At 44.0% G+C, this 24,482-nt stretch carries 21 protein-coding genes; 11 read left to right on the top strand and 10 right to left on the bottom strand.

The window, feature by feature from the left end; all coding sequences use genetic code 11:
* Positions 1 to 12: 12 nt before the first annotated feature.
* The 3 genes from ACWYVB_RS00800 to ACWYVB_RS00810 form a co-directional block, all read right to left on the bottom strand.
* Positions 13 to 993 (bottom strand): T3SS regulon anti-activator ExsD domain-containing protein, encoded by a 981-nt coding sequence (locus ACWYVB_RS00800; protein ID WP_256951197.1) that lies wholly within the window; start codon positions 991 to 993, stop codon positions 13 to 15.
* A gap of 148 nt (positions 994 to 1,141) precedes the next feature.
* Positions 1,142 to 2,002: a helix-turn-helix transcriptional regulator gene (locus ACWYVB_RS00805; RefSeq protein WP_006741517.1), complete on the bottom strand. Its 861-nt coding sequence runs from the start codon at positions 2,000 to 2,002 to the stop codon at positions 1,142 to 1,144.
* Between the two features lie 615 nt (positions 2,003 to 2,617).
* Complete coding sequence (locus ACWYVB_RS00810) at positions 2,618 to 3,025, bottom strand: YscW family type III secretion system pilotin (RefSeq protein WP_145531990.1); 408 nt, start codon at positions 3,023 to 3,025, stop codon at positions 2,618 to 2,620.
* Between the two features lie 387 nt (positions 3,026 to 3,412).
* Here ACWYVB_RS00810 and exsC point away from each other — a divergent pair, with 387 nt between their 5' ends.
* Together exsC and exsE2 are read left to right on the top strand one after the other, a co-directional pair.
* Positions 3,413 to 3,859 carry a type III secretion system regulatory chaperone ExsC gene (gene exsC, locus ACWYVB_RS00815; RefSeq protein WP_457527572.1) on the top strand — a complete coding sequence of 149 codons (447 nt, stop codon included), beginning with the start codon at positions 3,413 to 3,415 and terminating at the stop codon, positions 3,857 to 3,859.
* An 8-nt stretch (positions 3,860 to 3,867) separates the two neighbouring features.
* A complete protein-coding gene (gene exsE2, locus ACWYVB_RS00820; protein ID WP_457527574.1) occupies positions 3,868 to 4,173 on the top strand; it encodes a T3SS regulon translocated regulator ExsE2 in 306 nt (101 codons plus the stop codon).
* Positions 4,174 to 4,306: 133 nt separating this feature from the next.
* Here exsE2 and exaC read toward each other — a convergent pair whose 3' ends face one another.
* Complete coding sequence (gene exaC / locus ACWYVB_RS00825) at positions 4,307 to 5,827, bottom strand: acetaldehyde dehydrogenase ExaC (RefSeq protein WP_005397377.1); 1,521 nt, start codon at positions 5,825 to 5,827, stop codon at positions 4,307 to 4,309.
* Between the two features lie 239 nt (positions 5,828 to 6,066).
* On the opposite strand from exaC, the gene ACWYVB_RS00830 reads away from it, so the two are divergent.
* Positions 6,067 to 7,827, top strand: a complete 1,761-nt coding sequence (locus ACWYVB_RS00830; protein ID WP_457527576.1) for a sigma-54-dependent Fis family transcriptional regulator — start codon at positions 6,067 to 6,069, stop codon at positions 7,825 to 7,827.
* Positions 7,828 to 7,887: 60 nt separating this feature from the next.
* Here the strand turns inward: ACWYVB_RS00830 and ACWYVB_RS00835 are convergent, their stop codons facing one another.
* Positions 7,888 to 8,025 carry a hypothetical protein gene (locus ACWYVB_RS00835; protein ID WP_005464410.1) on the bottom strand — a complete coding sequence of 46 codons (138 nt, stop codon included), beginning with the start codon at positions 8,023 to 8,025 and terminating at the stop codon, positions 7,888 to 7,890.
* Positions 8,026 to 8,600: 575 nt separating this feature from the next.
* On the opposite strand from ACWYVB_RS00835, the gene ACWYVB_RS00840 reads away from it, so the two are divergent.
* Positions 8,601 to 8,804: a hypothetical protein gene (locus ACWYVB_RS00840; RefSeq protein WP_005464314.1), complete on the top strand. Its 204-nt coding sequence runs from the start codon at positions 8,601 to 8,603 to the stop codon at positions 8,802 to 8,804.
* A gap of 85 nt (positions 8,805 to 8,889) precedes the next feature.
* On the opposite strand, the gene gnd is transcribed toward ACWYVB_RS00840, so the two are convergent.
* From gnd to zwf, 3 genes are read right to left on the bottom strand one after another with little or no spacing between them, the layout of a single operon-like run.
* Positions 8,890 to 10,338 carry a decarboxylating NADP(+)-dependent phosphogluconate dehydrogenase gene (gene gnd, locus ACWYVB_RS00845; RefSeq protein ID WP_005397369.1) on the bottom strand — a complete coding sequence of 483 codons (1,449 nt, stop codon included), beginning with the start codon at positions 10,336 to 10,338 and terminating at the stop codon, positions 8,890 to 8,892.
* Positions 10,339 to 10,375: 37 nt separating this feature from the next.
* Complete coding sequence (gene pgl / locus ACWYVB_RS00850) at positions 10,376 to 11,092, bottom strand: 6-phosphogluconolactonase (RefSeq protein ID WP_005397368.1); 717 nt, start codon at positions 11,090 to 11,092, stop codon at positions 10,376 to 10,378.
* Positions 11,089 to 12,591: a glucose-6-phosphate dehydrogenase gene (gene zwf / locus ACWYVB_RS00855; protein WP_005397367.1), complete on the bottom strand. Its 1,503-nt coding sequence runs from the start codon at positions 12,589 to 12,591 to the stop codon at positions 11,089 to 11,091. The genes pgl and zwf overlap by 4 nt, the downstream gene beginning before the upstream one ends.
* 539 nt (positions 12,592 to 13,130) lie before the next feature.
* Here zwf and ACWYVB_RS00860 point away from each other — a divergent pair.
* A complete protein-coding gene (locus ACWYVB_RS00860) occupies positions 13,131 to 14,063 on the top strand; it encodes a helix-turn-helix domain-containing protein (RefSeq protein WP_457527580.1) in 933 nt (310 codons plus the stop codon).
* A gap of 113 nt (positions 14,064 to 14,176) precedes the next feature.
* The gene (locus ACWYVB_RS00865; RefSeq protein ID WP_457527581.1) at positions 14,177 to 16,312 is read left to right on the top strand and encodes a TonB-dependent siderophore receptor; all 2,136 of its coding nucleotides are present in this window, start codon (positions 14,177 to 14,179) and stop codon (positions 16,310 to 16,312) included.
* An 80-nt stretch (positions 16,313 to 16,392) separates the two neighbouring features.
* Here the strand turns inward: ACWYVB_RS00865 and ACWYVB_RS00870 are convergent, their stop codons facing one another.
* Positions 16,393 to 17,079, bottom strand: a complete 687-nt coding sequence (locus ACWYVB_RS00870; protein WP_005397363.1) for a response regulator — start codon at positions 17,077 to 17,079, stop codon at positions 16,393 to 16,395.
* Complete coding sequence (locus ACWYVB_RS00875) at positions 17,076 to 18,695, bottom strand: ATP-binding protein (RefSeq protein WP_457527583.1); 1,620 nt, start codon at positions 18,693 to 18,695, stop codon at positions 17,076 to 17,078. The genes ACWYVB_RS00870 and ACWYVB_RS00875 overlap by 4 nt, the downstream gene beginning before the upstream one ends.
* 476 nt (positions 18,696 to 19,171) lie before the next feature.
* Here ACWYVB_RS00875 and ACWYVB_RS00880 point away from each other — a divergent pair, with 476 nt between their 5' ends.
* The 5 genes from ACWYVB_RS00880 to ACWYVB_RS00900 all read left to right on the top strand — a co-directional run bounded on the left by ACWYVB_RS00880 (position 19,172) and on the right by ACWYVB_RS00900 (position 24,266).
* Entirely contained in the window at positions 19,172 to 19,399 is a 228-nt protein-coding gene (locus tag ACWYVB_RS00880) for a hypothetical protein (protein ID WP_005377125.1), read from the top strand.
* A gap of 130 nt (positions 19,400 to 19,529) precedes the next feature.
* Complete coding sequence (locus tag ACWYVB_RS00885; protein ID WP_457527584.1) at positions 19,530 to 20,945, top strand: TolC family protein; 1,416 nt, start codon at positions 19,530 to 19,532, stop codon at positions 20,943 to 20,945.
* 3 nt (positions 20,946 to 20,948) lie between these two features.
* Positions 20,949 to 21,929 carry an HlyD family secretion protein gene (locus tag ACWYVB_RS00890; protein WP_457527585.1) on the top strand — a complete coding sequence of 327 codons (981 nt, stop codon included), beginning with the start codon at positions 20,949 to 20,951 and terminating at the stop codon, positions 21,927 to 21,929.
* Positions 21,930 to 21,951: 22 nt separating this feature from the next.
* Positions 21,952 to 23,118 (top strand): ABC transporter permease, encoded by a 1,167-nt coding sequence (locus ACWYVB_RS00895; protein WP_457527587.1) that lies wholly within the window; start codon positions 21,952 to 21,954, stop codon positions 23,116 to 23,118.
* Positions 23,115 to 24,266, top strand: coding sequence for an ABC transporter permease (locus ACWYVB_RS00900; protein ID WP_457527589.1), 1,152 nt, complete (start codon positions 23,115 to 23,117; stop codon positions 24,264 to 24,266). Before ACWYVB_RS00895 ends, ACWYVB_RS00900 begins: the two co-directional genes overlap by 4 nt.
* The last annotated feature ends 216 nt before the right edge of the window (positions 24,267 to 24,482 follow it).

A 24,482-nucleotide genomic window follows, 5' to 3' on the forward strand; every position in this document is an offset into this window, starting at 1 on the left:
TTAACGCCCTATTTAAATCTGGCTGAGGTGATTGCAAGCCTGGCCACACTGGCCGCTTTGAGTGTCAAAATAGTAGTGATCGATGTCGCCAACAATTTGCATGCTCTTGAACCACTGCCATACTTTCGCAACCGCATTTTGGTCGTTGTAAACCACATCGCATGCATCCCAGACTTCGTTCAGCTCAGGAGCTTCAAGTCGAACTTCCGAACACCACTTTTTCCACTCAGAGATAAACTGAGCAGTCGTAGAAGTGTACTCTGCGAACCCTTTAAGCTCGTCTAGGGACGGTTGCCACTTCTCAATTAACGAACGATGACATTCAATCACTTGCATCTGTTGTTCGCTCAACGTCCCGAGTTGATCTTTCAACTGGTGTTGTTGGCGCTCAATTAAATCGAGTTGCTGTTGTACAAACACCGCACTGGTGTCCTCTCCAGATAGTTTCGACCAATATTCCTTTTGAATATCGAGCTGATTGATAAGCTGTTCCACTTTAATGGAGGCATGCAAAGCGCTTTGGTCAACTTGACGGTTAATCCACTCGTTTAGCGATAAATGAAAACAAAGCATCAACGTTTTTGGCACCGCTAAATTGAAGCGAAAACCAAGACGCGCGTTGATGTATTCCAGTCTTTGTTCAAAAGTCACGAGTGTGCGGCTATCACTGAGCTGCGACCCAATTTCCAAAAATAAACGCATGGCGAATCGGTCAAGCGACGCACCGAGCTTTTGATACGTTTTCACCAACTGGCTTGCGCACAGGCTATCGACGACGCTTCTATCCAACAAGCGCTGAAGTAAAGATAACTGTTCATAATTAATGACGCCTTCACTCAACAATTGTCGGTGATTGACGTGCACAACATTGAAATCCTGCGTTGTTCTAGAAGCACTTTCATATCGAGCCCCTCTCTGCAAAACAGTCACTTTCCGTTGTGTCACAATGCTGTCTGGAAAAAGCGAACGGCGTCGCCAATGCTGCTTTTTCATTTATGTTCGTCTCCGCACCCCTCTCGAACGCTCCAGAAAGAAAGAGGTGTAATAATTTTTAATCGTTCGTTGTTACATGACGCATAATAGAATTTACGCTGATGAGTGACTTTCAAAATTAGTCAGAAAATTTTAGTCTCAAGTCATTTCATTTCGCGATAGCTACTTGATCGTCTCCCGAGCGTACACGGCTTGGCGTCGTTCCAAAACGACGGCGGTAACTCTGCGTAAAGTAAGACTGACTAGAAAACCCGGCCTCCATCGCCACATCCACGATGCTCATCTTGCTCGTCAACAGGAGTTTATGAGCGTGCAACAATCGGCGCTCACTGATCCAAGCTCTTGGAGAAATGCCATAGTGCTCATTAAATAGCTCTTTAAAAGTCGTTAAGCTAGCACCAAACTCTTGCGCATAGTCAGTCAACTTCCACTCTTTGAGATAGTGTTGTTCCATAAATCGACGTAACCGTTCCGATGTTCGGTTAGTTTGTTGTGACAGCAACGCATAGAGTGATTCGCCCCCTTTGCCGTGCAGCAAAAGAATGAGTAACTCTTCATATTTTAGGCACATGATCGCATCTGGATACGCCTGTTGCTCAAGCGTCTGCATGCTGGAAAGCACTTGCTCTACGAGTATGTTCAAACCAAAAGTAAACAAGCCAGAACAAACTTTATCTACCTTGGGCAGCATCATCAAAAGATCACTGTGCTTCTGTAATAGCTGACTAACGAGTTCGTTGTCGTAGGTTATAATCGACGCTTTGTATGCCCCGTCTAAGGGCGAGTACTCGAATAAGTAATCCCCTTGGGATAGAAACACCCCGTTTTCTGCCGCAACATCGATTGTGCAATCACCTGTTTGAACTCGAAGCTGACCATTGTGAACGACAACAATGTGAGATTGGTCTGAGTGAAATACTTCGTCAGATTTTTCATAGCGGGAAAAACTACGAATTTTTCGCGAGCTCGAGCCGACCTTTTCTGTGTTTAGTTGGCCTGACACATCCATTTTCTACCCTTCATTATTTTGAGTTTCTCAGTACGAGTGTTGAGAAACTTTCAAAGCAATACTTTGATTGTTGTTATTTCTAAGTACTGCTATATCAATTAAAGAAGCAAAGAAAAGAGCATAGAAGTTCATATCACTTACCATACCCCCCGAATAATTAGCGAATATCCTAAGCATTACCCTTACCTAAAGGTAAAAGTTTATCTTAGTAAACTCTGCTGTCCGTCTTTATTATTTTTATCAGATAGCGTTTATTATTAGCCAAAACTTAAATATCCTTTCGTTATTAAAGTTTAGGATTTTTGTTATACATTAGAATAAAATTAAATAGATTATGGTATCGTTTATCGAACAAACTGAAATTTCCAAAATCTTAAAATTGTATGTTTTATAGCCTAAAACGCCAAGCCAACGTGTTCAAGGAGCGAGATATAATCATAAAGAATGCTATTTTTGCAACAAGTATAAGTCTAAAAAACAACTGACCCGATGACTTAAACCATGTGATTAATGTTTGTAAAAAACAACAAAACTTTCACAACAGGAAAGTGCAAATCTTTATTTTTAATAATTTAGTAAGGTCTAATTAAATGTAACCGATTACTTTTCATCTGGTTATTTTTTTGGCACGAGCATCAAATTTTCCTGCTTTCCCTCCACTGAAAATAAATAGTTCTTTTCTTTTTCCGCTACAAGTTCCCCATTCGAGTATAGCTTTCCAATTATCTTCATGTTTCCGTCACCAGCTTGAATCGGTGCAATTAAAAATGAATACTGTACGGGTAATTGAACGCCTTGGTAGTGCTGTGATGCAGACCTAAGACACTGATTTTCAATCACTTTGCATATCTCCACATCAAGAGACGTAATCGAAGGTGGAAAGTATCCATCGACAGAAACCCAACCATAGAGTGTCGCCTGACTCTTTGTGTCAAAGCTACCTTCCCTTACAATCGGCACAGATTGACTACACCCACTTAGTAGGAATAGTCCGACAAAACCAGCCCACATAGAATTGTTCATTATGACACCATAAACTTATTTTATAGACTTAGTTCATTTTAATTTCACACAATTCTTTATGTAAAAATATAAAAGATCAACTTATATTTATACTACAAGTGGACAATAAATCGCATTCTTCAACAACACATATTTAACATTAGATTTAATTTAACTCATCGTGACTGCACCTTAATACACTTTCAATTAGGCGGGTATATTAGAGAACAAAGATATTTAAATATCTAAGAAGCACCACAATATGCATCAGAGCACATTTGTTATCGCTGTTCTATTTAGCTCACCGAAATTAAAAACCAAAATATAATAACAACCGACCAATATTGATAAACACGAAGAGATACATCTAATATTTTCCTTGATAAAATTTCAAAAGGGACTATTCCTATGTCAGCACGCCAAACTATCGATGAGATTTTGCTAAAGTTTGCTCATCAAATAGGCTTGCCTGCACTGCATCTAACGGAAAATGAAGTAAGCTTAGCGTTTGATGATAATCTAAGAGTGCATATCATCTTTCATCCTGAATCGACAACCCTCCAGCTCGAAGCTGAGATTGTTGGTCTTCAAATCGTTAATTCCGATCTCTATCGTTCTTTCCTAGCCTTTAATTATCACTGGCCTGAGCATCAATTATTCTTTAGTTTAGATAATCATCGACATGTACTCTGTTTAAACCGACTCATTAACATTAAGCGACTGGATTATGAGTATTTTGCAACAGCTTTGGCGGAATTGTTGACGCAAAGTGAGTCGTGGGAGTCGTTATTGTCTGCTCATGTCGCCACTGCTGAGGTAGCTCCGATGTCACAAACTTTAGACTTAAGAGTTTAGGTGTCTCTATGTCCAACGACATCCAATCTAAATACACTAACTTACCGGTTCATGAAGTAAAGCAAGCACAGCAAAGTGATGCTCTGCCACAAGGAACGTTTCATGGCCGCAAAGTGACCCTACTCTCTTCATCAGAAAGCAGTTTGGCTCGAATGAGCTCTAAAAGAGAACTTAGCGAATGTTTAAACCAGTTTGCGAGTCTTGAGTCTTGTAATCGCGTCTTGGATTTTGATCAGCAGTTTAGTCTTGAAAAGCAAAACACCTCGGTCGAAAAACTACTTGAACGAAAAGTGACCGTAATTCAACGTTCCTGAGCACGCAATATAGATGGGTTCAAAATATAAATTTCACGTATATACACCCTCCCACCCGCAAGCCCATGCAATAAAAAACCCCGAAGGCTCGGGGTTTTGGTTAGTACTGCTTTTTCTTTGTTAACTACTTCATTTAGAAGAAGCCTAGTGGATCAACACTGTAGCTAATCAATAGGTTTTTCGTATTTTGGTAGTGATCCAGCATCATCTTATGTGTTTCACGTCCAATACCTGACTTTTTATAGCCACCGAACGCAGCGTGTGCAGGGTAAGCGTGGTAGCAGTTAATCCAGATTCGACCAGCTTCGATATTACGGCCCATACGATATGCGACATTCGCATCACGTGTCCAAACACCTGCGCCTAAGCCATATTCCGTGTCGTTCGCAATTTCCAGTGCTTCCGCTTCATCTTTGAACTTAGTGATAGCAATCACTGGGCCAAAGATTTCTTCTTGGAAAATACGCATCTTATTGTGGCCTTCCAACATCGTTGGCTGAATGTAGTAACCCTGATTGATTGACTCTGGCTGTTCAGATACGCCACCACCAAAGACCACTTTTGCGCCTTCTTCACGGCCGATTTCGAGGTAACTTAAAATCTTATCAAACTGTTCTTGAGAAGCCTGAGCACCAACTTGAGTATCGGTATCGAGCGGGTTACCTTGCTTGATTAACTGCGCACGTTCCGTCAATTTCTCTACGAACTTATCGTAAATCGCTTCATGAACCAGCACGCGAGATGGACAGGTACAAACTTCGCCTTGGTTGAAGAAACCAAGTAACGTACCTTCAATACACTTGTCGAGATACTCATCTTCATAGTCAAAAATATCTGAGAAGTAGATGTTTGGAGATTTACCACCCAACTCAACAGTCGAAGGGATCAAGTTGTCCGCCGCACATTTTAGAATGTGATTGCCAACTTGTGTTGAACCGGTAAACGCTAACTTCGCAATGCGGTTGCTGGTTGCGAGCGCTTGGCCCGCTTCTGAACCAAAACCATTAACAACGTTAATAACGCCCGGTGGCAGTAGATCACCGATCTTTTCCATAAGAACCAGAATCGACGTTGGCGTTTGTTCTGCTGGCTTCAATACCACACAACAACCTGCCGCAAGTGCCGGTGCCAGCTTCCAAGCCGCCATCAACATTGGGAAGTTCCATGGAATAATTTGACCAACAACGCCAATCGGCTCCGGGAAGTGGTAGCTTGCGGTGTGCTCATCCAGCTCCGCCGCACTGCCTTCTTGTGCGCGAATACAGCCAGCAAAGTAACGGAAATGATCCACGACCAGCGGTAAGTCTGCAGCTAAGGTTTCGCGAACTGGTTTGCCGTTTTCCCAAGTTTCGGCAACTGCCAACTCTTCTAAATGCTGCTCAATACGATCAGCAATTTTCAGCAAGATGTTCGAGCGTTCAGTCACACTGGTTTTTGCCCATTTAGTTCTGATGTTGTGTGCCGCATCCAATGCTAAGTTGATATCCGCCTCGCCAGAACGAGCAACTTTACAATACGCTTGTCCGTTGATTGGTGAGATATTGTCAAAGTACTCACCGCCCGTTGGTTTTACCCATTCCCCACCGATAAAGTTATCGTAATGCGATTTGAAATTAACGATGGCATTTTCACTACCTGGCTGTGCATAGATCATAACTCTTCCTTTTGTTTCTCGTTCAATGTGTTATTGCAGTGTCGTATCGCACTGTTCACAAAGAGCATTACGCAAGTCACACGCCAACTACACCACACTTGTTGTTAATTAAATGTAAAACTATGATTACCAAGCGATAACAAACCAAGTGAGCGATGTTTGAGCGGATGTATGGTGTGAATACCAATGTTCAAGTGTTCCAAAATGGCACACCCTCACTGTGACAAAATGGTACAGTCATGGAACTTCAACACATTAGCGATAACAATTGGCTTTCAACTTCATGGATCCGAAGTGAACAGGCGGGTTTAAAACAGCGTCGACGCCCTGAAGATATTCGAGTGACACCAGCGACGCTTCAAGATAGGCGTCAACAACTCAACTTCTTATTGGAAACCGTCACCCAGTTTGCTCTCCCGCTGTTTAATCAGCTTTTTGCTCATAGTGACAGCCGCTTAATTCTGACGGATGCCGACGGCGTCATCATCGGCAGTTGGGGACAACCTAAGTTCCGCGAGAAGTTGACCGAAATTGCGCTAAGCTCTGGTGCGTGCTGGCAAGAAAAGGTCAAAGGCACCAATGCGATTGGGACTGCGATAGTTGAAGCAAAACCAGTCTCAGTCATCGGCGATCAACACTTCATCCAACATCATCGTTTTATTAGCTGCTCGGCCAATCCTATTTTCGATCATCTTGGTCATTTGATTGGTGTGCTAGATATCACCAGCGAACAAAAGAAACATGATTTCTCAACGCAAGTGCTGGTACAAAACATGGTTCAGCAGGTTGAAAATCAATTGCTTAACTTGATTCCACAAGGGCATATTCGTGTGGATTTGGCGTGCGAAAAAGGCTTACTAAACAGTGGATGGCAAGGCATTATCATCGCTAATGAAGATGGACAGATTCTCGCGCACAACCAAGTTGCTTCTCAGCTCCTCGCGCAACAAAACGTCATCGGGCAATCGCTCGACGACATTCTTTCTATCCAAAGTGCCGACCATCCTTTCGTGTTCAAAACAAAGCCGTTGACCGACAAAAAAGTGAAGTCTCGTTCCGTTACCGCTTCCAATGATCTGCATTACGGCGATTCTACTGTCGAACATTGCTGGCAACAAGCCAATCGCGTTATCGATAAAGGCATCAGCTTACTGATTCTCGGAGAAACTGGGGTTGGTAAAAATGAGTTTGTGAAAGCGCTACATAAAAACAGCCAGAGAAAAACGGGGCCGTTGGTTTCCGTCAACTGTGGCGCACTACCGAAAGATTTGGTTGAGTCCGAATTGTTTGGCTACGTGGCTGGTGCATTTACTGGCGCAAACAGCAAAGGCTATCAGGGAAAAATTCGCCAAGCGCACAAGGGGATTTTGTTTCTGGATGAAATCGCAGATTTGCCCTTGGAAGCTCAAAGCCGCTTGCTGCATGTATTGCAAGATAAAACCGTGCTTCCCGTTGGTTCAAACCAAAGTGTTCAAGTCGATACGCAAATCATCGCGGCCACGCACAAAGATCTCGAGAACTTGGTTAGCGAAGGATTGTTCCGTCAAGATTTATACTATCGCCTCAATGGTTTGATCATCGAATTGCCTCGCTTTGAAGAACGAGATGATAAGCAACAACTGATCGCAAATATCCATCGACGTCATGTTGAGTCTGAACAACAACTTTGCCCTCACCTACTTTCTCTGCTGCTTTCTTACTCTTGGCCAGGAAACTTGCGTGAACTCGATAGTTTAATCAAAGTATCCGCATTAATGGCGCAAGGTGAAGAAACGTTGGAGCTCGCTCACGTACCGACTCACTTGAGTAAGAAACTCAGCCAGGCTCAAGACGTAACAACCGCCACCGAACCCACGTTAGAGCTGCGTGCAACCGTCGAAGACAAACTGCTCAAAACATATCAAGCCAATCAGGGGAACATCAGCAAAACATCTCGTATGCTTGGCGTCAGTCGAAATACGATTTATAGAAAGCTGAAAAACCTCGGCATATTGGGTTAATCCATAATCTCAGATACAAAAAGAGCACCTTTGCGGTGCTCTTTCTATTTGAAACCTAGCTTACAGGCCGCCTTGTTGTTGCGCCTGTTTTACTAATGCCTGACGTTGAGTTTCCTTCTCAGAGATCACTTGGTTGTCCTTGTGTATTTCCTGATCCAATTCTGCCGGAATGAAAACAAAGTACTTGTTAAGAGTCATCTTAGAACCTCAATTTGTTGTGTTAATCACCTTCTTGGTCAACGTAAACAACACCAGAAAAACACGTTTTACTGGCTCCTTGTTGCTGGTTTCAAAAAATAGAGGATGTTCATTTATTAAACATCCTCCATGTGGGCGCTAATTATAGGCGTAGTTCAAAGGCTTACCTAGCACTCTTTTTCACCTTTTGTGCAATCTGAGTTTCATTCTCAAACCTGATGCAATCACACATATTCAATAAAGTATTGTTAAGCAAAGAAAAGTGATTTTCATCGTGACTGATAATGAGGATGAGCTTCCCGGAATTATTGACTTGAAATTACGCCTAGTAAACTCGAAGGCTGCAATAATAGCGTTAAAAGGCCTTAATCTGCACAGCAAAAACTTTGAAGTGATAGACAAATGCATTCATATATTTGTAAATCCGTTTATGGATTTGTCTACCAGTTCAATATTTCACCTTTTTTGAGAAATCTTTAGCCACTTTTTTGTGTGAAACGCCAAAAAAGAACAGACAATCAAAGCGTGGTATATGACCACACTTGTCTATCCCCACTCAGCTTTGGGAGGCGTTTATGAAAAGTAACAAACTTGGCCATGTGATGTCTTTCAGCAGAATGTTTTCCTTCATTGCGTTTTTGACGGCTACATTCGCATGGATTCTTAGCATGTATGCCCTATTTACTGTTTCTGTAGTGGCTCTTGTGGTCAGCGCAATTCTCTACCTCAAAGACAGGTTTTATCAAAACAAGAAAACGACCACAGAAAAGAGCGCCTAGGCGCTCTTTGAGTTTCATAAAGCCAGACACAAAAAAGGATGCCAATTGGGCACCCTTTTGCTTTTATCCGTTTACTGACTGCGGATTACACGTCGTAAGTTGTAGACGCTGTGTCACCGCCTGTACCAGTCCAGTTAGTGTGGAAGAATTCACCACGCTCACGGTCGATACGCTCGTAAGTGTGAGCACCGAAGTAGTCACGTTGAGCTTGCAGTAGGTTCGCAGGTAGACGAGCTGTTGTGTAACCGTCTAAGAACGTTAGTGCAGAAGTCGTACATGGCATTGGGATGCCTGCTTCTAGAGACTTAGCCGCCACTTTACGCCATGCTACTAGGCTGTTTTGTAGGATACCTTTGAAGTAATCATCAGAGCCTAGGAATGCTAGTTCTGGATTCGCTTCGTATGCATCACGGATGTTGCCTAGGAACGCGCTGCGGATGATACAACCACCACGCCACATAAGAGCAACGTTACCGTAGTTTAGGTCCCAGCCATTCTCGTTTGATGCTTCGCGCATTAGCATAAAGCCTTGAGCGTAAGAGATGATCTTAGACGCTAGAAGCGCTTGACGTAGTGCGTCAACCCACTCTTGCTTATCACCTTCAACTGGTGTGATTGTCTTACCGAACAGTTTCTCAGCTTCAACACGTTGATCTTTCAATGCAGATAGACAGCGAGAGAATACAGACTCAGAGATTAGCGTTAGAGGAATACCTAGGTCTAGAGCGTTGATACCCGTCCATTTACCTGTACCTTTTTGGCCAGCAGTGTCTAGGATTTTCTCAACTAGAGGCTCACCGTCTTCATCTTTGTAGCCAAGGATGTCAGCCGTAATTTCAACAAGGTAGCTGTTTAGCTCAGTGTTGTTCCACTCAGCGAATACCGCTTGCATCTCGTCTGCAGACATACCAAGACCGTCTTTCATGAACTGGTAAGCTTCTGTGATCAGCTGCATGTCGCCGTATTCGATGCCGTTGTGAACCATCTTAACGAAGTGGCCCGCACCGTCGTTACCAACCCAATCACAACAAGGCTCGCCTGCATCAGTTTTCGCAGAAATACCTTGGAAGATAGGCTTAACCGCTTCCCAAGCTTCTGGAGCGCCGCCAGGCATGATAGATGGGCCAAAACGTGCACCTTCTTCACCACCAGATACGCCAGTACCGATGAAGTGGATACCTTTTTCACGTAGTGCAGCAACGCGACGGTTTGTATCTGGGTAGTTCGTGTTACCACCGTCGATGATGATGTCGCCTTTGTCTAGTAGAGGGACTAGAGCGTCGATGAACTTGTCTACCACGTCACCCGCGCGAACCATTAGCATCACTTTACGTGGCGTTTCTAGCTTCTCTACTAGTTCTTCTAGAGAGTATGCACCGATGATGTTCGTGCCTTTTGCTGGACCTTCCAGGAACTCGTCTACTTTAGCAGCAGTACGGTTGTGAGCGACCACTTTGAAGCCGTGATCGTTCATGTTTAGGATAAGGTTTTGACCCATTACCGCTAGGCCAATTACACCGATATCACCTTTCATTGTTTCTCTCCAATTTTGTTTCATTGACGAGCAGCGTTTAAGCAATTTTTGCTGCTGCGTCCAAATCTAAATACCATTCCGTCAGACCAGATTTCGCTTGAATCTTAGCCGCTGGGTATGGCAGTGCGTGTGCAGGTGAACTGTTGATCTCTTCAACGATGTCCGCTTTTCCTGCACCAAGCACTAAGTAACTGATGCGTTTTGCTGCTTCTAAAACGCGTGCCGTTTTTGACACACGAAGCTGGCCCGACTCAGGATGAGACGCCACAAGAGATAGGTTCGCATCATCATAATTCGTTTGGCCAGGGAACAGAGAAGCTGTGTGACCATCTGCACCAACACCTAATAAGATCCAGTCAAACACAGGGGTTCCGTTTTCAGTCGGAATCACCTCTGACATCTCTTTCGCAAAGCGTTCCGCTTCCACTTTAGGGTCATCTTCACCGCGTATACGGTGGATGTTTTCTGTTGGAATGTTTACTTGGCTAAACAGTAGCGCGTTCGCTTCTCCGTAGTTGCTTTCCGCATCGTCAGGTGCGACACAACGTTCGTCACCCCACCAAAAGTGGAGATTTTGCCACTGAATAGAGGTTGCGTAAGCCTCTGAAGCCAACAGTTTGAACAGCATTTTAGGAGTGCTGCCGCCAGAAAGAGAGATGTGAACAGGTCGGCCCATTTCGCTGAACGCTTTCATGTCGTTAGCTAGGCTTTCAACTACCTGCTCTGCTGTTTGGTAGATCTTATGGTTGATCATAGTTCACAGTAATCCGTATCTGTTAAGTTTTTACATGGGAAGCGCCAAGCGCGACCATCACGCTGTAGCAGGTCGTCTGACTCTTTAGGACCCCATGTGCCGCATGCGTACCCGAAGAGGGATTGTGGATCTTGTTTAAAATCTAAAATTGGCTGTACGTACTGCCAACACGCTTCCACCGCATCACTACGTGCAAATAGCGTAGCATCACCATTCAAAGCATCAAGTAGAAGACGCTCATACGCAGTTAGCATTTGCGTTTCTTGTAGGTCAGCGTAATGGAAGTTCATTTTCACTTCTTTCGCTTCAAAACCTGCGCCTGGCTCTTTCAAGCCAAAGCTCATTTGAATGCCTTCGTCTGGCTGAATGCGAATGATCAGCTTGTTTTCTGGTGCGTTTTGACCAAACACTGGGTGCGGTGTTTGTTTAAAGTGGATAACCACTTCAGTCACGCGTGTTGGAAGACGCTTACCAGTACGCACGTAGAATGGCACGCCATTCCAACGCCAATTGTTAATGTATGCTTTCAAACCGATGTAAGTTTCGGTACGTGAGTCGTCTGCAACCCCCGGCTCTTCACGGTAGCCACGTAGACTTTGTCCACGAACTTCAGAAGCGGTGTATTGACCTAATACTAGATCGTTACGCAGAGCGTTTTCGTCCAAAGGTTTTAGACACTGGAGTACTTTAACGACTTCATCACGCATCGAATCTGCATTGATCTGTGCTGGTGGCTCCATACCCACCATCGCCAATACTTGTAGCAGGTGGTTTTGGAACATATCGCGCACGGCACCCGAGTTGTCGTAGTAACCACCACGCTCCTCTACGCCGAGGAATTCTGCGCCCGTGATTTCAACATAATCAATGAAGTTACGGTTCCAAAGCGGCTCAAACATCGCGTTTGAGAAACGAAGTACAAGAAGGTTTTGTACCGTCTCTTTACCTAAGTAATGGTCAATTCGGTAGATTTGATGCTCTTGGAAGTGCTCGTGAATTTCTTTATCCAAAATACGCGCTGATTCAAGGTCATAACCGAATGGTTTCTCAATAATCAGGCGTTTCCAACCATCTTCTTCTTTGTTTAGGCCGTGTGCTGCAAGACTTGCAGGAATCACACTGTATAAACTTGGTGGGGTTGCTAAGTAGAAAAGCGTATTGCGCTGATCGAAACGATATTCGTCAGCAAGTTGGTCTAAACGAGAAGATAGCTTACTGTAATCTTGTGTGTCAGAAGTATTGATAGCTTGGTAGTGCAGATGGTTAATAAATGCATCAAGCGTTTCTGGCTCAGTCTTTTCCATTTCCTGAAGCGATTTTTTCAGCTTCGCGCGGTAAGACTCATCACTGTATTCAGTGCGACTTACACCCAGAATGGCAAAATTTTCTGGAAGCTGCTTGTTCGCATAGAGGTGGTATAAAGCAGGAATGAGCTTACGGTATGTAAGGTCACCTGAAGCACCAAAAATAACGATGCTGCTGTTTTCTGGTATTACCATCATCTTTCCCTTAAAAACGAGGTACTTATTGTGTGCCCGGATACGGCTAAAGGATGAGCCAACCCTATCAATGGCACCTCAAAATAGAAAATTGGTCTTACCTATTACGTTGATAGGTAAAGTCTATAGGCCCAAAGAACCTCAAGAAGTAGCACTCCCAAATCTGTTGGAAACACGACGTATTAAGGTCATTTAGGTCACTTATGTCTCAAAAGTACACACTGTACTCGCTGGAGGAGAGTCCGACACGGTGCAGTATTGTCTACGACTATTTGATTTACATCAACACTTGCCAGTGCAAACGTTTAAATAAGTTGCACAAAACATCATAAATATTTGTATTTTATGGATAAAAAAAGTTGCACTCACGTAAGACAAAAATTAAGCAAAAACTCTAATATGGACAATCCTTATCCACCCTTGCAATCCATTACAATTTTATTGTGATCTATGTGGCCTGAATTTTATCCTCCCACCCTATTGATAATGATACTCAATTAAAGATAATGAGAATACTATTAATGCGAAAGTAGAATGTCATGAAACCAAGCACAAAGAATCTGCACCCGATAAACCGAATACACTCTGTGCTTGATTACATTCACAACAATCTAGATATCGCACTTAGTGTGGATGAAATCTCGAAAGCAAGCTGCTGGTCACGTTGGCAACTGCAACGCGTTTTCCAGCAACACACTGGCGTATCCGTCGCTCACTATATTAGAGAGCTTAAACTAAGCCTTGCGGCTGAACGCTTAATCCATACATCAGATCGCTCGTTAGATATTGCGATAGAAATGGGGTTTGCTTCTGAACATGCATTCAGTCGAGCGTTCAAAAATATGTTTTCAAAGAGCCCTCGAGATTATCGTAAAGCTCAGCAACTAACGGGCTTGAGGCAACCTTTAACGTTGCGCGATACACCAGAAGACGAAAATAGACATAAGTGCTTTATCGAAGTTCGAATAGAAACAAAACCTGCTTTTGTGCTTGCTGGTTATCATGAACCTATTTATGGATTGTTTTCCGCAATGCCCAACTTCCAATCCAAGGTGCCCTCGCTGTGGTCACAGCTCTACTCATCTGAAAACCATACTCACCTGGAAAGAAAATATCTTGGTGTGATTGACGTAACAAAAGCGTATTCAAGCAACCAGCAACTCGAGTATTGGGCCGGTTATGAGTACAACTCAGCGTCAAGAACTTCAATATCCAAAGGCTCTACGCAAGAACCAGATATTCTGGTTGTTCCTAAGCAAACCTACGCAGTGATTACGCACATAGGTAAAGCATCAAATCTAGCGGCGACGCTTGAGTGGTTCATTTTGCACTGGCTCCCCTATTCCAATTATCACGGCATTGATGGCTACGAGTTAGAAGTTTATCCAGAAGACTATGATGTTGAGAGCGAGAATGCCCAAATGCATTACTGGATACCTGTCAAACCGAACGAAGCCATGTCCATTAGATAGAAGCCTAAGCACTTAGGTTCTGGCTTTGCACCAAATTGTTAACTTTTCCTATTTTTTTCGCTATAGAATGCAAACAACAATCATTATCAATAAAAGTAGTGGAATTAATAAATATGGAAAGTCCGAATCGATTTCATCGTTCTGCGGTTGCAGTCGTGGTATCCGCGCTTATTGCTGGTCACGCCAGTGCCACTGAGAGCACTTCTCAGCACGAAACTATCACAGTACTTGGCGAAACATACCGAAACACCGCAACTAAAACCGTTTTAGAACCGGAAGAAACGCCGCAAGCGATCACGGTAATCACTAAAGATGACATGGACCTGCGCGGCGTAAACTCGGTGAGCGAAGCATTGCGTTACGCGCCTGGCGTAAATACAGAGCTGCGTGGCGGTGCCGTTTCTCGACTTGACCTATTCAATATTCGTGGTTTTATCAACTACACCAACTTTTATGATGGTCTTCCTTTGCTGTACAACGGCTGGAACCTTCAACCTCAGGTCGATTCCGTTGCCCTTGAACAAATCGAGGTTTTTAAAGGGCCAACGTCTGTTCTTTACGGCAATATTCCACCAGGAGGCATGGTCAATATTATCGCCAAGGCGCCTCAGTCAACACCTTCGCACTCTGTCTCGATTAGTACTGGGACTAACAGCCTAAAAGAACTGACGTTCGACACCACAGGACAAATTGGTGATTCTAATGTTGATTACCGTATTATCGGCCTCGCAAAACAGCGAGATGGTCAAGCCGATACGTCTGAAGACGAACGTTATGTCCTCACTCCATCTTTCAATTGGCAAGCGACAGAAAGCACCTTAGTCAACGTGAATGTTTACTATCAAAATGATCCATCAGCAGGTATCTACACTACCGTGCCAGCGTCTGGCTCAGTGATTGACAACCCACTTGGTTCGATGTCGCCAAGCACTTATTTGGGGGATGAGGACTGGAACACTTACGAACGCGAAGTTCTGATGATGGGTTACAAAGTCCAACACGACTTTAACAACAATTGGCAATTTCTACAGAATGCCCGCTACATGACCGCCGATGCCTATCAGGAAAACACATATAACGGTGCACTTGAAGCGGATAACCGTACCGTTGGTCGAAATGCCTATTTAACCGATGAAAAGTCCAAATCCTTTGTGATTGACAACCAACTATCGGGCTACGTTAAAACAGGAAATTTTGAACATAACTTATTGTTCGGGCTTGATTATCAGTATCTAGATTCAGATGTAAAATACAAAGACACGCTTGGGTATTCGCTAACTCAGGACATTTTTAATCCTGACCACAACAGCATTGATCGTAATGCACTGAATTTTCAATACAAACAAAACTTAGATATCAAAACGAAGCAAATTGGCGTTTATTTGCAAGATCAAGTTCGTTACGACCAACTTGTAATGATTGCAGGTCTTCGTTGGGATAAATACGATTCAAATACAGACGCCGTTAGCGATTATCTAGGAACAGTATCCAACAGCAAGGAAGAGTTAGACGACACCAACGTATCTTTCCGAGTCGGCGGTTTGTATGAACTCGACTTCGGCCTATCCCCATACCTTACTTACTCCGAGAGTTTTGAGCCGATTGCGGGTGCAGATGCCACAGGCAAAGCGTTTGAACCATCAACCGGGCATCAGTGGGAACTCGGTTTTAAGTACGCGCCATTGTCTGGCGATATTTCGGGTAATTTAGCGTTCTTCCATATTACGAAGAAAAACGCGATCTTGACCGACCCGAATAATCCTTATGCACCGAACTATCAAGCGGGCGAAGTGGTATCACAGGGTGTTGAACTAGAGGCAAAGTGGCAAGCCACAACACAAGCTGATTTCACTCTAGGCTACACGTATACCGATATGGAGATTACCGAGGACAGTTATTACAACCAAGAAGGTAAAACGCCAGTTTGGGTACCTGAGCAAACGGCCTCTTTATGGGCCAATTACTTCTTTGAAGGAAATCTTTCAGGCCTTCGTACCAGTGCTGGCGTTCGCTATGTCGGAGAAGCACAAATTGATGCTCAAAACAGCGAAAAAGTGCCTGACTACACCTTGTTTGATTTGGCAGCAAGTTACGATTTCTCAACAGTATCTGAATCAATGAAAGGGGCTAGCGTCACCCTTTCTGCAAGCAATCTATTCGATAAAGAATACTATTCTTGTTACGACAAAAATAACTGTTGGTTTGGCGCTGAGCGCTCTATTGAAGCGAAGTTAGAATACAACTTCTAGTCTCTTGCAATAATTTGTAAAGCGATGGTTTCTACAATAAGCCATCGCTTTTTATTTTGCATAGAGCATCAATATAAACGCTACCGCGTCACTTTTTTATAGCACCTTTCAGGCCTACCTACCGACCCATAGTTTAAATCAGCCTCTAGTTCACCAGTGCTGATCAGATACTCCAAATAGCGCCTTGCCGTTGTTCGGCTAGCACCGATCTTTTCGCCTGCCTCATCAGCGGTAAGCACACTACCATTTGGGAACAACTCTCTGATCTTATCTAAGGTTACACCATCAATCCCTTTCGGTAATCGGTTCGGCAAGTTGTCTTGATTGGCGTGAGACTGCAGCATTTTATCAACGAGGTTCTGATCCAAACTCTCTGCGATGTCTAGTTGTTGGCGTTGGGACACATACTTTTTCAGTGCGGCATCTAAGCGTGGAAACATCACTGGTTTTAACAGGTAATCGACAACGCCACCTCTCATTGCCTGTTGTAGCGTATCGACATCCCTTGCCGCGGTAATCAAAATGACATCACAAGTTTGGTTGTTCGCACGTAATGTATTGAGTATCTCAAGCCCTGTTCCATCAGGAAGGTATACATCCATCAACAAAAGGTCTGGCTTAAGAATATCGAGTTGCATTTCCGCTTCCATTCTCGTGGTCGCAATGCCGACCACTTCCAAACCTGCCAATTGGCTTAAGTATTTGTGGTGCAGCTCAGCAATAGCCAGATCATCTTCAATGATCATTACGCGAGTCGCCATACTCATAATTGTTCTTCCTTGGGTAAATACACCGTTATTCTTGTTCCATAATTTGTGTTGGGCATCATCTCAACATGGCCGTGATATCGAGTAGCCAACTGGTTGACAAGATGCAATCCTACCCCCCGATTTTGACGAGATTTCGTCGACACCCCTTTTTTAAATAGCGCCTGCGGCTCTATATCGCTTGGTAAACCACAGCCTTGATCTATCACCTCAAGTATCACTTCATTTCCGTAATCGCTCACTGACACATCGATATTTCTGCGCTCCGATGCGACATTCGATTCATCACGAATCGAGGTTAACGTTGCATCAAAAGCGTTATCAATTAAGTTGCCCAGAATGGTGACAAGGTCTTCCGAATTTAGCCACTCAGGCAGAGGTTCCAAACGGCTGCCTTCTTCAACCACCAGCTGTAAGCCTAACTCGCGAGCACGTTCAGTTTTTCCAAGCAACATACCTGCAATTAACGGGTCTTTAACGGTGTCTCTTAAAAATTCGATCATCGCTTGATAGTGTGCGGTTTCTTGCCCAATTAACTTTTGTACGGCATCCAGCTCCCCCATCTGAACTAACCCGCTAATGGTGTTTAGCTTATTTCGATGCTCATGGGTTTGCGAACGTAATAAATCTGCATATTCTTTGGTTTGTGATAACTGCTCGGTTAGGTCATTGATTTCATCCCTTAAACGGAAACTCGATACTGCCCCCACTATTTTTCCATCCACATAAATTGGCGAACGGTTTGCGATCAGACGTTTATGATTAAGGAATATCTCAATATCATGCTCTTCCTGTCCGGTTTCTAGCACCGTATATAAGTCACTATCGCGTAACGTCTCAGTCAACGGTTTATTAAGAGCTGACTCTCTATCAATACCGAGAATCTGACAGGCGCTACGATTGATCGAACGAAGTATCCCTTGGGCATCAATACTTAACACGCCCTCTTTTATGGTACTCATCGTCACTTCTAATTCGCCGTACAACCGCCCTATCTCTTCAGGCTCGAACCCCAAAATGGCGCGCTGAAACTTTCTCGACGCATAATTGGATACAATGGCATTAGCGACAACAACTACGATGACCATGAAGATCAAAAAGGCCAAAAATGGCTCGATGCGGTCTTGCAGCCGGTCGAGCAAATAGCCAACCGAAACCACACCAATGATGTTCCCTTGCTCGTCAAAAATCGCAGCTTTACCACGAACTGAATAACCTAACGAGCCCTGTGCCGTCGAAACATAAGACAATCCCTGCTCTAGCGCTCGACGATTGTCGCCACCTCTCATTGGTTTACCCAACCGCTCATCAACGGGGTGAATTAAGCGCACTCCCTTATGGTCGCCAATAACGATGAATGCAGCACCAATGGCTTCGGTTAATTCTCGGAAACGAAGTTGGTATGGCTGAGGATTTTGGGTTGTGACCATTTCGCGAACAACGGCGGAGTCTGCTAAAAAACGGGCAACACCCAGTGCTTTTTCTCCCATTTCTTGCTCTTGATTGATTTTGAGATAAGTGAATCCTGCAGCGACAAGTAATAGAAGTTCTATCAACCCCGACAGCGTCATAATAATGAGCATTCGCTTACGAAAGCTGATCGTTTTCCAACTCATTGATACATCCTTATGATTCACTCCCAAGCGATTACGTTAACACTCAGTTAACAGCATGGCTTTGTTGCGGTGATAAATCTGTGAGGAAGGCAAGCAAACCGCAGAGTTTACGGTTAATTAATCGACGAGCTGAAACATAAAATTACAACCATTCACCAAATTCAGCATTCCTCTCTGATACTCAATTCCATACATAAATTGCCCTTTAAAACATGATCGTGATCACATCGATTTTAGCGGTTTTTGAGGCGTTTTTAGACTTTCCAACGTATAATTTTTAATCAACGAAACCATTGAGAGTTTCGGTTAGAAAGCAGTGAAGCTGGAAGTCTATTAAAAGCTCAACATTGATGTCAGTGATTTGGAAAAAATAAAACAAAACACAAATACTGACTATATGACAAACACTTAGACACCATCTGAAAACTGGAAAACTATAAACAGAGGTGCATTTATAGTTAGAAGGAACACCAAACATGGAACGCGATACCTTTGGAATATGCCTGAATAAGGCCATGCTGTCAGAGAATATGTATTCAACATTTACACACGTCAGGGCTTATGAAAAAAACGGAGGCGGTACTTCTGATCTCAAGGTCCTGTTATCGTTCCCTCAAATGAGTGGAAAAGACCTATTGAATACGATGCGAGGTTCTCGTCAGCTTGAGTGGAGAGCAGAGTTTCACTGTCCATATACGAAGTAAACTTGTAACATCTCCCGCGCCCAGCACAAACATAACTGGGCGCATACTACTATCCAATTTCCCCTCCTACTTAACACCAAGTTACGAATCCTTTATATTAGAGCTTATACTCTACGACAAAGCAGCCATTATGAAAAAAACAGGAAAGTTTTGGATACTGGGCTTACTTAGCAGCTCGATTTCCCTTGCCTGTCATGCGGCACCGATCACTTTTGATACCGCATGGCAGCTATTGCTAGAAAACAACTATTCTCTTAAAGCTCAACGCTCAAACGTCGAGAATTACCAATACCAAGAGAGTGCCACCAGCAATCTCAACTTACCTCAGGTTACCATTGGCGCGAATTACACGCGTTTAGATACCGATATCACGCTGTCGGGAAAACAGATCCTAGACAGCACAGGAACACACATTAACGTACCTCCTGCTTTTCAACCTATTTTTGGTACCTTAGCTAATACCACTTCGACCATAACCGAACGCGATATTTTCTCTTCGTCTATTCGTGCCATTTGGCCAATTTTTACTGGTGGTCGTATTTCTGCGGCTCAATCAGCAGCAGAAGGCAAAACAGATGAGGCTAAAAGCCAGCTTCTAATGGAACAACAAGCGCGCTTTGAAGATTTGTCGAAGTACTACTTTTCTGTCGTGCTGGCAAAGGAAGTACTCGCAACGCGGCAAGCGGTTGAAGCTGGACTAAAAAAGCATAGAGATTTTGCCATTAAGCTTGAAGAGCAAGGACAAATCGCACACGTTGAGCGCCTGCAAGCCGAGGCTTCTCTAGATAAAGCATCAGTAGAAACACGTAAAGCCGCCAGCGATTTGAGTATCGCTCAAGCAGCATTAGGTAAATTACTTGCGCAAGATGACGCCGTAGAGCCCGCTGAATCTTTGTTTATCAACGACAGTCTTCCCCCTCTAACCGCTTTTGTCGATCAAACGTTGCTTACCTATCCGGGGTTAGACCTTCTGAGCGCTAAACACAAACAAGCCTCTAGCTTAATCAAAGCAGAAAAAGGGAAATACTATCCTGAAGTTTACCTTTACGGCGACTACAGCTTGTATGAAGACGACTCTCTCGCAAGCCAAATGAAGCCTGACTGGTTAGTTGGTGTCGGTGTGAGCATTCCACTGATTGAATCAACAGGGCGAAGCGAAAAAGTCAAAGCAGCTCAAAGCGTCGTCTCGCAGGTCGATTCATTAAAGTCCCAAGCCAAACAAGATTTATCGCTGCTAGTACAAAAGACATACTTGGAGGCTCAGCAAGCCATTGATGAAGTACAAGGGCTCGAATCTAGCATTGAACTCGCTAACGAAAACCTGCGCTTGCGTGAAAAAGCATTTACTCAGGGTCTATCGTCTTCTCTGGATGTTGTGGATGCACAGCTTTATGTCGCTAGTATAGAAACACAACGTTCAGCGGCGCGTTTCCGCTATTTAATATCTTTAACCAAGCTACTCGCATTGAGCAGTGAAATGAACAGCTTCGAACAATATCAAAATACCGCTTATATCCCTGCTTCAACATCCAAAGAGGTGAAATAAATCATGGCAGCTAAATCACTAAAACCCGTTTTACTCTCACTTTGTGCTTTGGGTGTTGTCTCTTGGGTTGGCTACCAATTTTACCAAGCCTATCAACCAGAACCGATCCGCTTACAAGGATTGATTGAAGCCCAGCAGTACAGCATTTCCTCAAAAGTTCCAGGCCGTATTGACGAGGTCATGGTACGTAAAGGCGACGATGTAGAGAAAGGCCAGCTTATTTTTACCCTTCATAGTCCTGAAATTGAAGCGAAGTTAGAACAAGCAAAAGCAGGTGAAAAAGCGGCGGACGCCTTAGCTCAAGAAGCAGAGAAAGGCGCACGTGAGCAACAAATCCAAGCAGCAAAAGATCAGTGGATGAAAGCTAAAGCCGCCGCGAATTTAATGGAAAAAACCTACAATCGCGTGAATAACCTCTATAACGATGGCGTGGTTGCAGAACAAAAGCGCGATGAAGCTTTAACTCAATGGCAAGCAGCGAAATACACAGAAAGTGCCGCATTTCAAATGTACGAAATGGCAAAAGAAGGCGCGAGAAGTGAAACCAAAGTAGCTGCGGCGGAAAAAGCGCGCATGGCATCAGGTGCCGTAGCGGAAGTAGAAGCGTATGCGAAAGATACTCAGATCTACAGCTGGTTTGACGGCGAAGTCTCTCAAGTTCTACTTCAAAGTGGTGAATTAGCACCTCAGGGCTTCCCGGTTGTTACTGTGATAGATACAGAAGATGCCTGGGCGACACTTAATGTGCGTGAAGATTACCTTCAACACTTTAAAAAAGGAGCAACCTTTAATGCCTATTTGCCTGCCTTAAATAAAAATGTTGAGTTCAAAGTAACGCATGTTGCCGTTATGGGTGACTTTGCAACGTGGAGAGCAACCGATTCTTCTCAAGGTTTTGATCTTCGTACCTTTGAAGTAGAAGCTCGTCCAGCTCAACCCGAACCTGAACTGCGTATGGGAATGAGTGTTGTCGTTGAACTTTAATCACAACCACTAGGTTAATGCTATGACGATTAAGATTTCACAGCGGCATATCTTACGACGAGATAAGTGGTTGCTTTCGTGCCTTACTTGGATACCGATTTTGCTCGCGGTGATGATTTGGGGAGTGTTCTCTGCGGGTATTGCCCGGGATCTGCCAATCGGTGTGGTTGATCTACAACATTCCCAACTTTCTCGAAAGCTCATTCAATCTTTGGGTGCGTCGTCGAGTCTGGCTGTTAACTATCACTACACCAGTGCAAGCGAAGCAAAAAATGCGATGATTGAAGGCGATATCTACGCTTACGCGGTCATCCCATCTAAGTTCGATCAGGATATTCTCCAACACCGCCAACCTCAACTTTCTGTCTTTTACAACAGTCAGTACATTTTGGTAGCGAAATTGATCAACTCTGCCGTTGCGCAAGCACAAGGCTATTTCGACGCTCAGGTTGAAGTAATGAGCAACTTGGCTAAGGGTAACACCACAACGTTAGCAGCGGCTGGTCAGGCTGTACCCGTGTCGACACAAATAACCGCATTATTTAACCGTAACAATAACTACGCACAATTTTTGGTAACGGCTATCGTGCCAGCCATTTGGCAAATATGTATTGTAGTAAGCACTATCTTGATTCTTACCGCGCACTTTCGCATTTATGGTGGAAAGAATGGCTTTGCATTTTTGGGCGAAAAGCCATACGCCAGGCTCACTACCCTATTAAGTCATTACATTCCGGTCTTTATGGCGCAAGGTGCGTTGTTCTTGTACTGGTTTTATTCCGTGCTTGATTGGCCAATGGAAGGCAGTTTTGTGGTTATGCTATTAGCACAATTGGTGACGGTTATCGCCTGTATCATTATGGGAGCGTTGTTCTTCTTCTTGTCGATGGATCCTGCACGTGCGATGAGTTTTGCTGGCGCATTTACGGCTCCAAGTTTCGCGTTCATGGGAATTACATTCCCAGTTTCTGACATGAACACGCTCGCTTATGCATGGCGTTCATTATTGCCGATTACCCATTACATTGAAGTACAAGTGAGTCAAGCAAGCTATGGAGCATCGGCCGCACAATCTTTAAGCTCGCTATGGCCTATGATTGGCTACGTTGTGCCCCTACTCATTACCGCAGCCTTGATGGGTAAACATCGAACAGCTTCATCAACACGCCAAGCGAAGGAGGCGGTATGACATTGTGGCAACTGATTAAAGCGGAACTGAAGGCCGTTCTAACCAATCCAGTCGTTACGTTGACCGTTTTTGGTGGTGTCGTATTTTACTCGTTTTTATACCCTTTGCCTTATGCACAACAAACGCCTCGTGAACAACCAATCGCGATTGTTAATTTAGATGGTAGTCAGACGAGTTTAAAGCTGGAACGTATGGTTGATGCCACTCCACAAGTCAACGTAGTTACTCGACTTCACACGATTGCCGATGCAAAGCAAGCATTTTTACAACGAGAGATCACCGGTTTTTTAGTCATACCAGAACACTTTTACAAAGACCTAATACTAGGTAAAAGCCCGACTCTAGCCTACGCTGCGGACGCCTCGTATTTTCTCGTGTACGGAACCGTGGTAGAGGGATTGGCCCAAGCGGGAGGCACATTAGGGGCCCAAGTGAAAGTCAGTAAAATGGTGATAGATGGTGTGCCCATGAGTATGGCTAGCCATAATTACTCTGCTATTAAGCTTAATATGAAACCGACGTTCAACCCAACCATGGGTTACATCGAATACGTAGTGCCAGCAGTATTTGTTCTGATTTTACAACAAACGTTGATCATGGCGGTTGGATTACAAACGGGAACACAGCGTCATGGTCGTGGCTACTGGTCTCAAGTATCAACGGGATCGCTGCTGCTTGTGAGAACGTTAGTATTTGTGGCAATTTATTATTTACTCGGCGCCTATTATTTTGGTTTTAGCTTCGAACGTTTAAACGTAAACCATATCGCCAATGTGAGCGAACTACTTACCATGTTGTTCCCGTTCTTTTTAGGTTGTTGCGGACTAGGCTTCTGGCTAGGTTACTTATTACCTCGGCGTGAACTTGTCACCTTAGTCGTCCTCGTGAGCTCTATGCCGCTCATTTTCTTGGCTGGTTTTATTTGGCCAGTTGAAGCTATTCCTGCTCCCCTACTATGGATTGCTGATTTAAGCCCAAGTACTTGGGCGATCAAAGCTTTCTTAGCGCTAAACCAAATGGGGGCAACCTGGCAACAAGTCGCACCACATTGGACGGCACTTTGGGCACTCACCGTGCTTTGGGGTAGCGTTGCGTACTGGATTGCTAAGCGCAATAACAAGCCAGTTGTAACAGAAAGTCTAAGTTGATTTCTCTCTACAGCTCAAAGATATAATCACAAATCAAAAACCTGATGGACGATCTGAGGGGCGAAGTATCGCCCCTTTTTTGTATTTGAGCACCTCACAATCTCAGATTGAAATTAACTTTAATCAAGGATTCAGCCGATAAATAACTCTAAGCGTCCGTAACAAGTTTGCAGCAGATTTATAACCAATAATCACAAAAGCCCGCACCAGCTTAAC

This window comes from Vibrio sp. JZG10 (assembly GCF_054064075.1).

Coding starts and splice junctions, on each gene's coding strand:
- ACWYVB_RS00835 (WP_005464410.1), bottom strand. CDS start 8,025: ATGACTCTTAACAAGTACTTTGTTTTCATTCCGGCAGAATTGGATCAG.
- ACWYVB_RS00865 (WP_457527581.1), top strand. CDS start 14,177: ATGGAAAGTCCGAATCGATTTCATCGTTCTGCGGTTGCAGTCGTGGTA.
- gnd (WP_005397369.1), bottom strand. CDS start 10,338: ATGAAAGGTGATATCGGTGTAATTGGCCTAGCGGTAATGGGTCAAAAC.
- ACWYVB_RS00895 (WP_457527587.1), top strand. CDS start 21,952: ATGACGATTAAGATTTCACAGCGGCATATCTTACGACGAGATAAGTGG.
- ACWYVB_RS00840 (WP_005464314.1), top strand. CDS start 8,601: ATGAAAAGTAACAAACTTGGCCATGTGATGTCTTTCAGCAGAATGTTT.
- ACWYVB_RS00870 (WP_005397363.1), bottom strand. CDS start 17,079: ATGAGTATGGCGACTCGCGTAATGATCATTGAAGATGATCTGGCTATT.
- ACWYVB_RS00810 (WP_145531990.1), bottom strand. CDS start 3,025: ATGAACAATTCTATGTGGGCTGGTTTTGTCGGACTATTCCTACTAAGT.
- ACWYVB_RS00885 (WP_457527584.1), top strand. CDS start 19,530: ATGAAAAAAACAGGAAAGTTTTGGATACTGGGCTTACTTAGCAGCTCG.
- ACWYVB_RS00805 (WP_006741517.1), bottom strand. CDS start 2,002: ATGGATGTGTCAGGCCAACTAAACACAGAAAAGGTCGGCTCGAGCTCG.
- ACWYVB_RS00900 (WP_457527589.1), top strand. CDS start 23,115: ATGACATTGTGGCAACTGATTAAAGCGGAACTGAAGGCCGTTCTAACC.
- ACWYVB_RS00875 (WP_457527583.1), bottom strand. CDS start 18,695: ATGAGTTGGAAAACGATCAGCTTTCGTAAGCGAATGCTCATTATTATG.
- ACWYVB_RS00890 (WP_457527585.1), top strand. CDS start 20,949: ATGGCAGCTAAATCACTAAAACCCGTTTTACTCTCACTTTGTGCTTTG.
- zwf (WP_005397367.1), bottom strand. CDS start 12,591: ATGGTAATACCAGAAAACAGCAGCATCGTTATTTTTGGTGCTTCAGGT.
- exsC (WP_457527572.1), top strand. CDS start 3,413: ATGTCAGCACGCCAAACTATCGATGAGATTTTGCTAAAGTTTGCTCAT.
- pgl (WP_005397368.1), bottom strand. CDS start 11,092: ATGATCAACCATAAGATCTACCAAACAGCAGAGCAGGTAGTTGAAAGC.
- ACWYVB_RS00880 (WP_005377125.1), top strand. CDS start 19,172: ATGGAACGCGATACCTTTGGAATATGCCTGAATAAGGCCATGCTGTCA.
- exsE2 (WP_457527574.1), top strand. CDS start 3,868: ATGTCCAACGACATCCAATCTAAATACACTAACTTACCGGTTCATGAA.
- exaC (WP_005397377.1), bottom strand. CDS start 5,827: ATGATCTATGCACAGCCAGGTAGTGAAAATGCCATCGTTAATTTCAAA.
- ACWYVB_RS00830 (WP_457527576.1), top strand. CDS start 6,067: ATGGAACTTCAACACATTAGCGATAACAATTGGCTTTCAACTTCATGG.
- ACWYVB_RS00860 (WP_457527580.1), top strand. CDS start 13,131: ATGAAACCAAGCACAAAGAATCTGCACCCGATAAACCGAATACACTCT.
- ACWYVB_RS00800 (WP_256951197.1), bottom strand. CDS start 993: ATGAAAAAGCAGCATTGGCGACGCCGTTCGCTTTTTCCAGACAGCATT.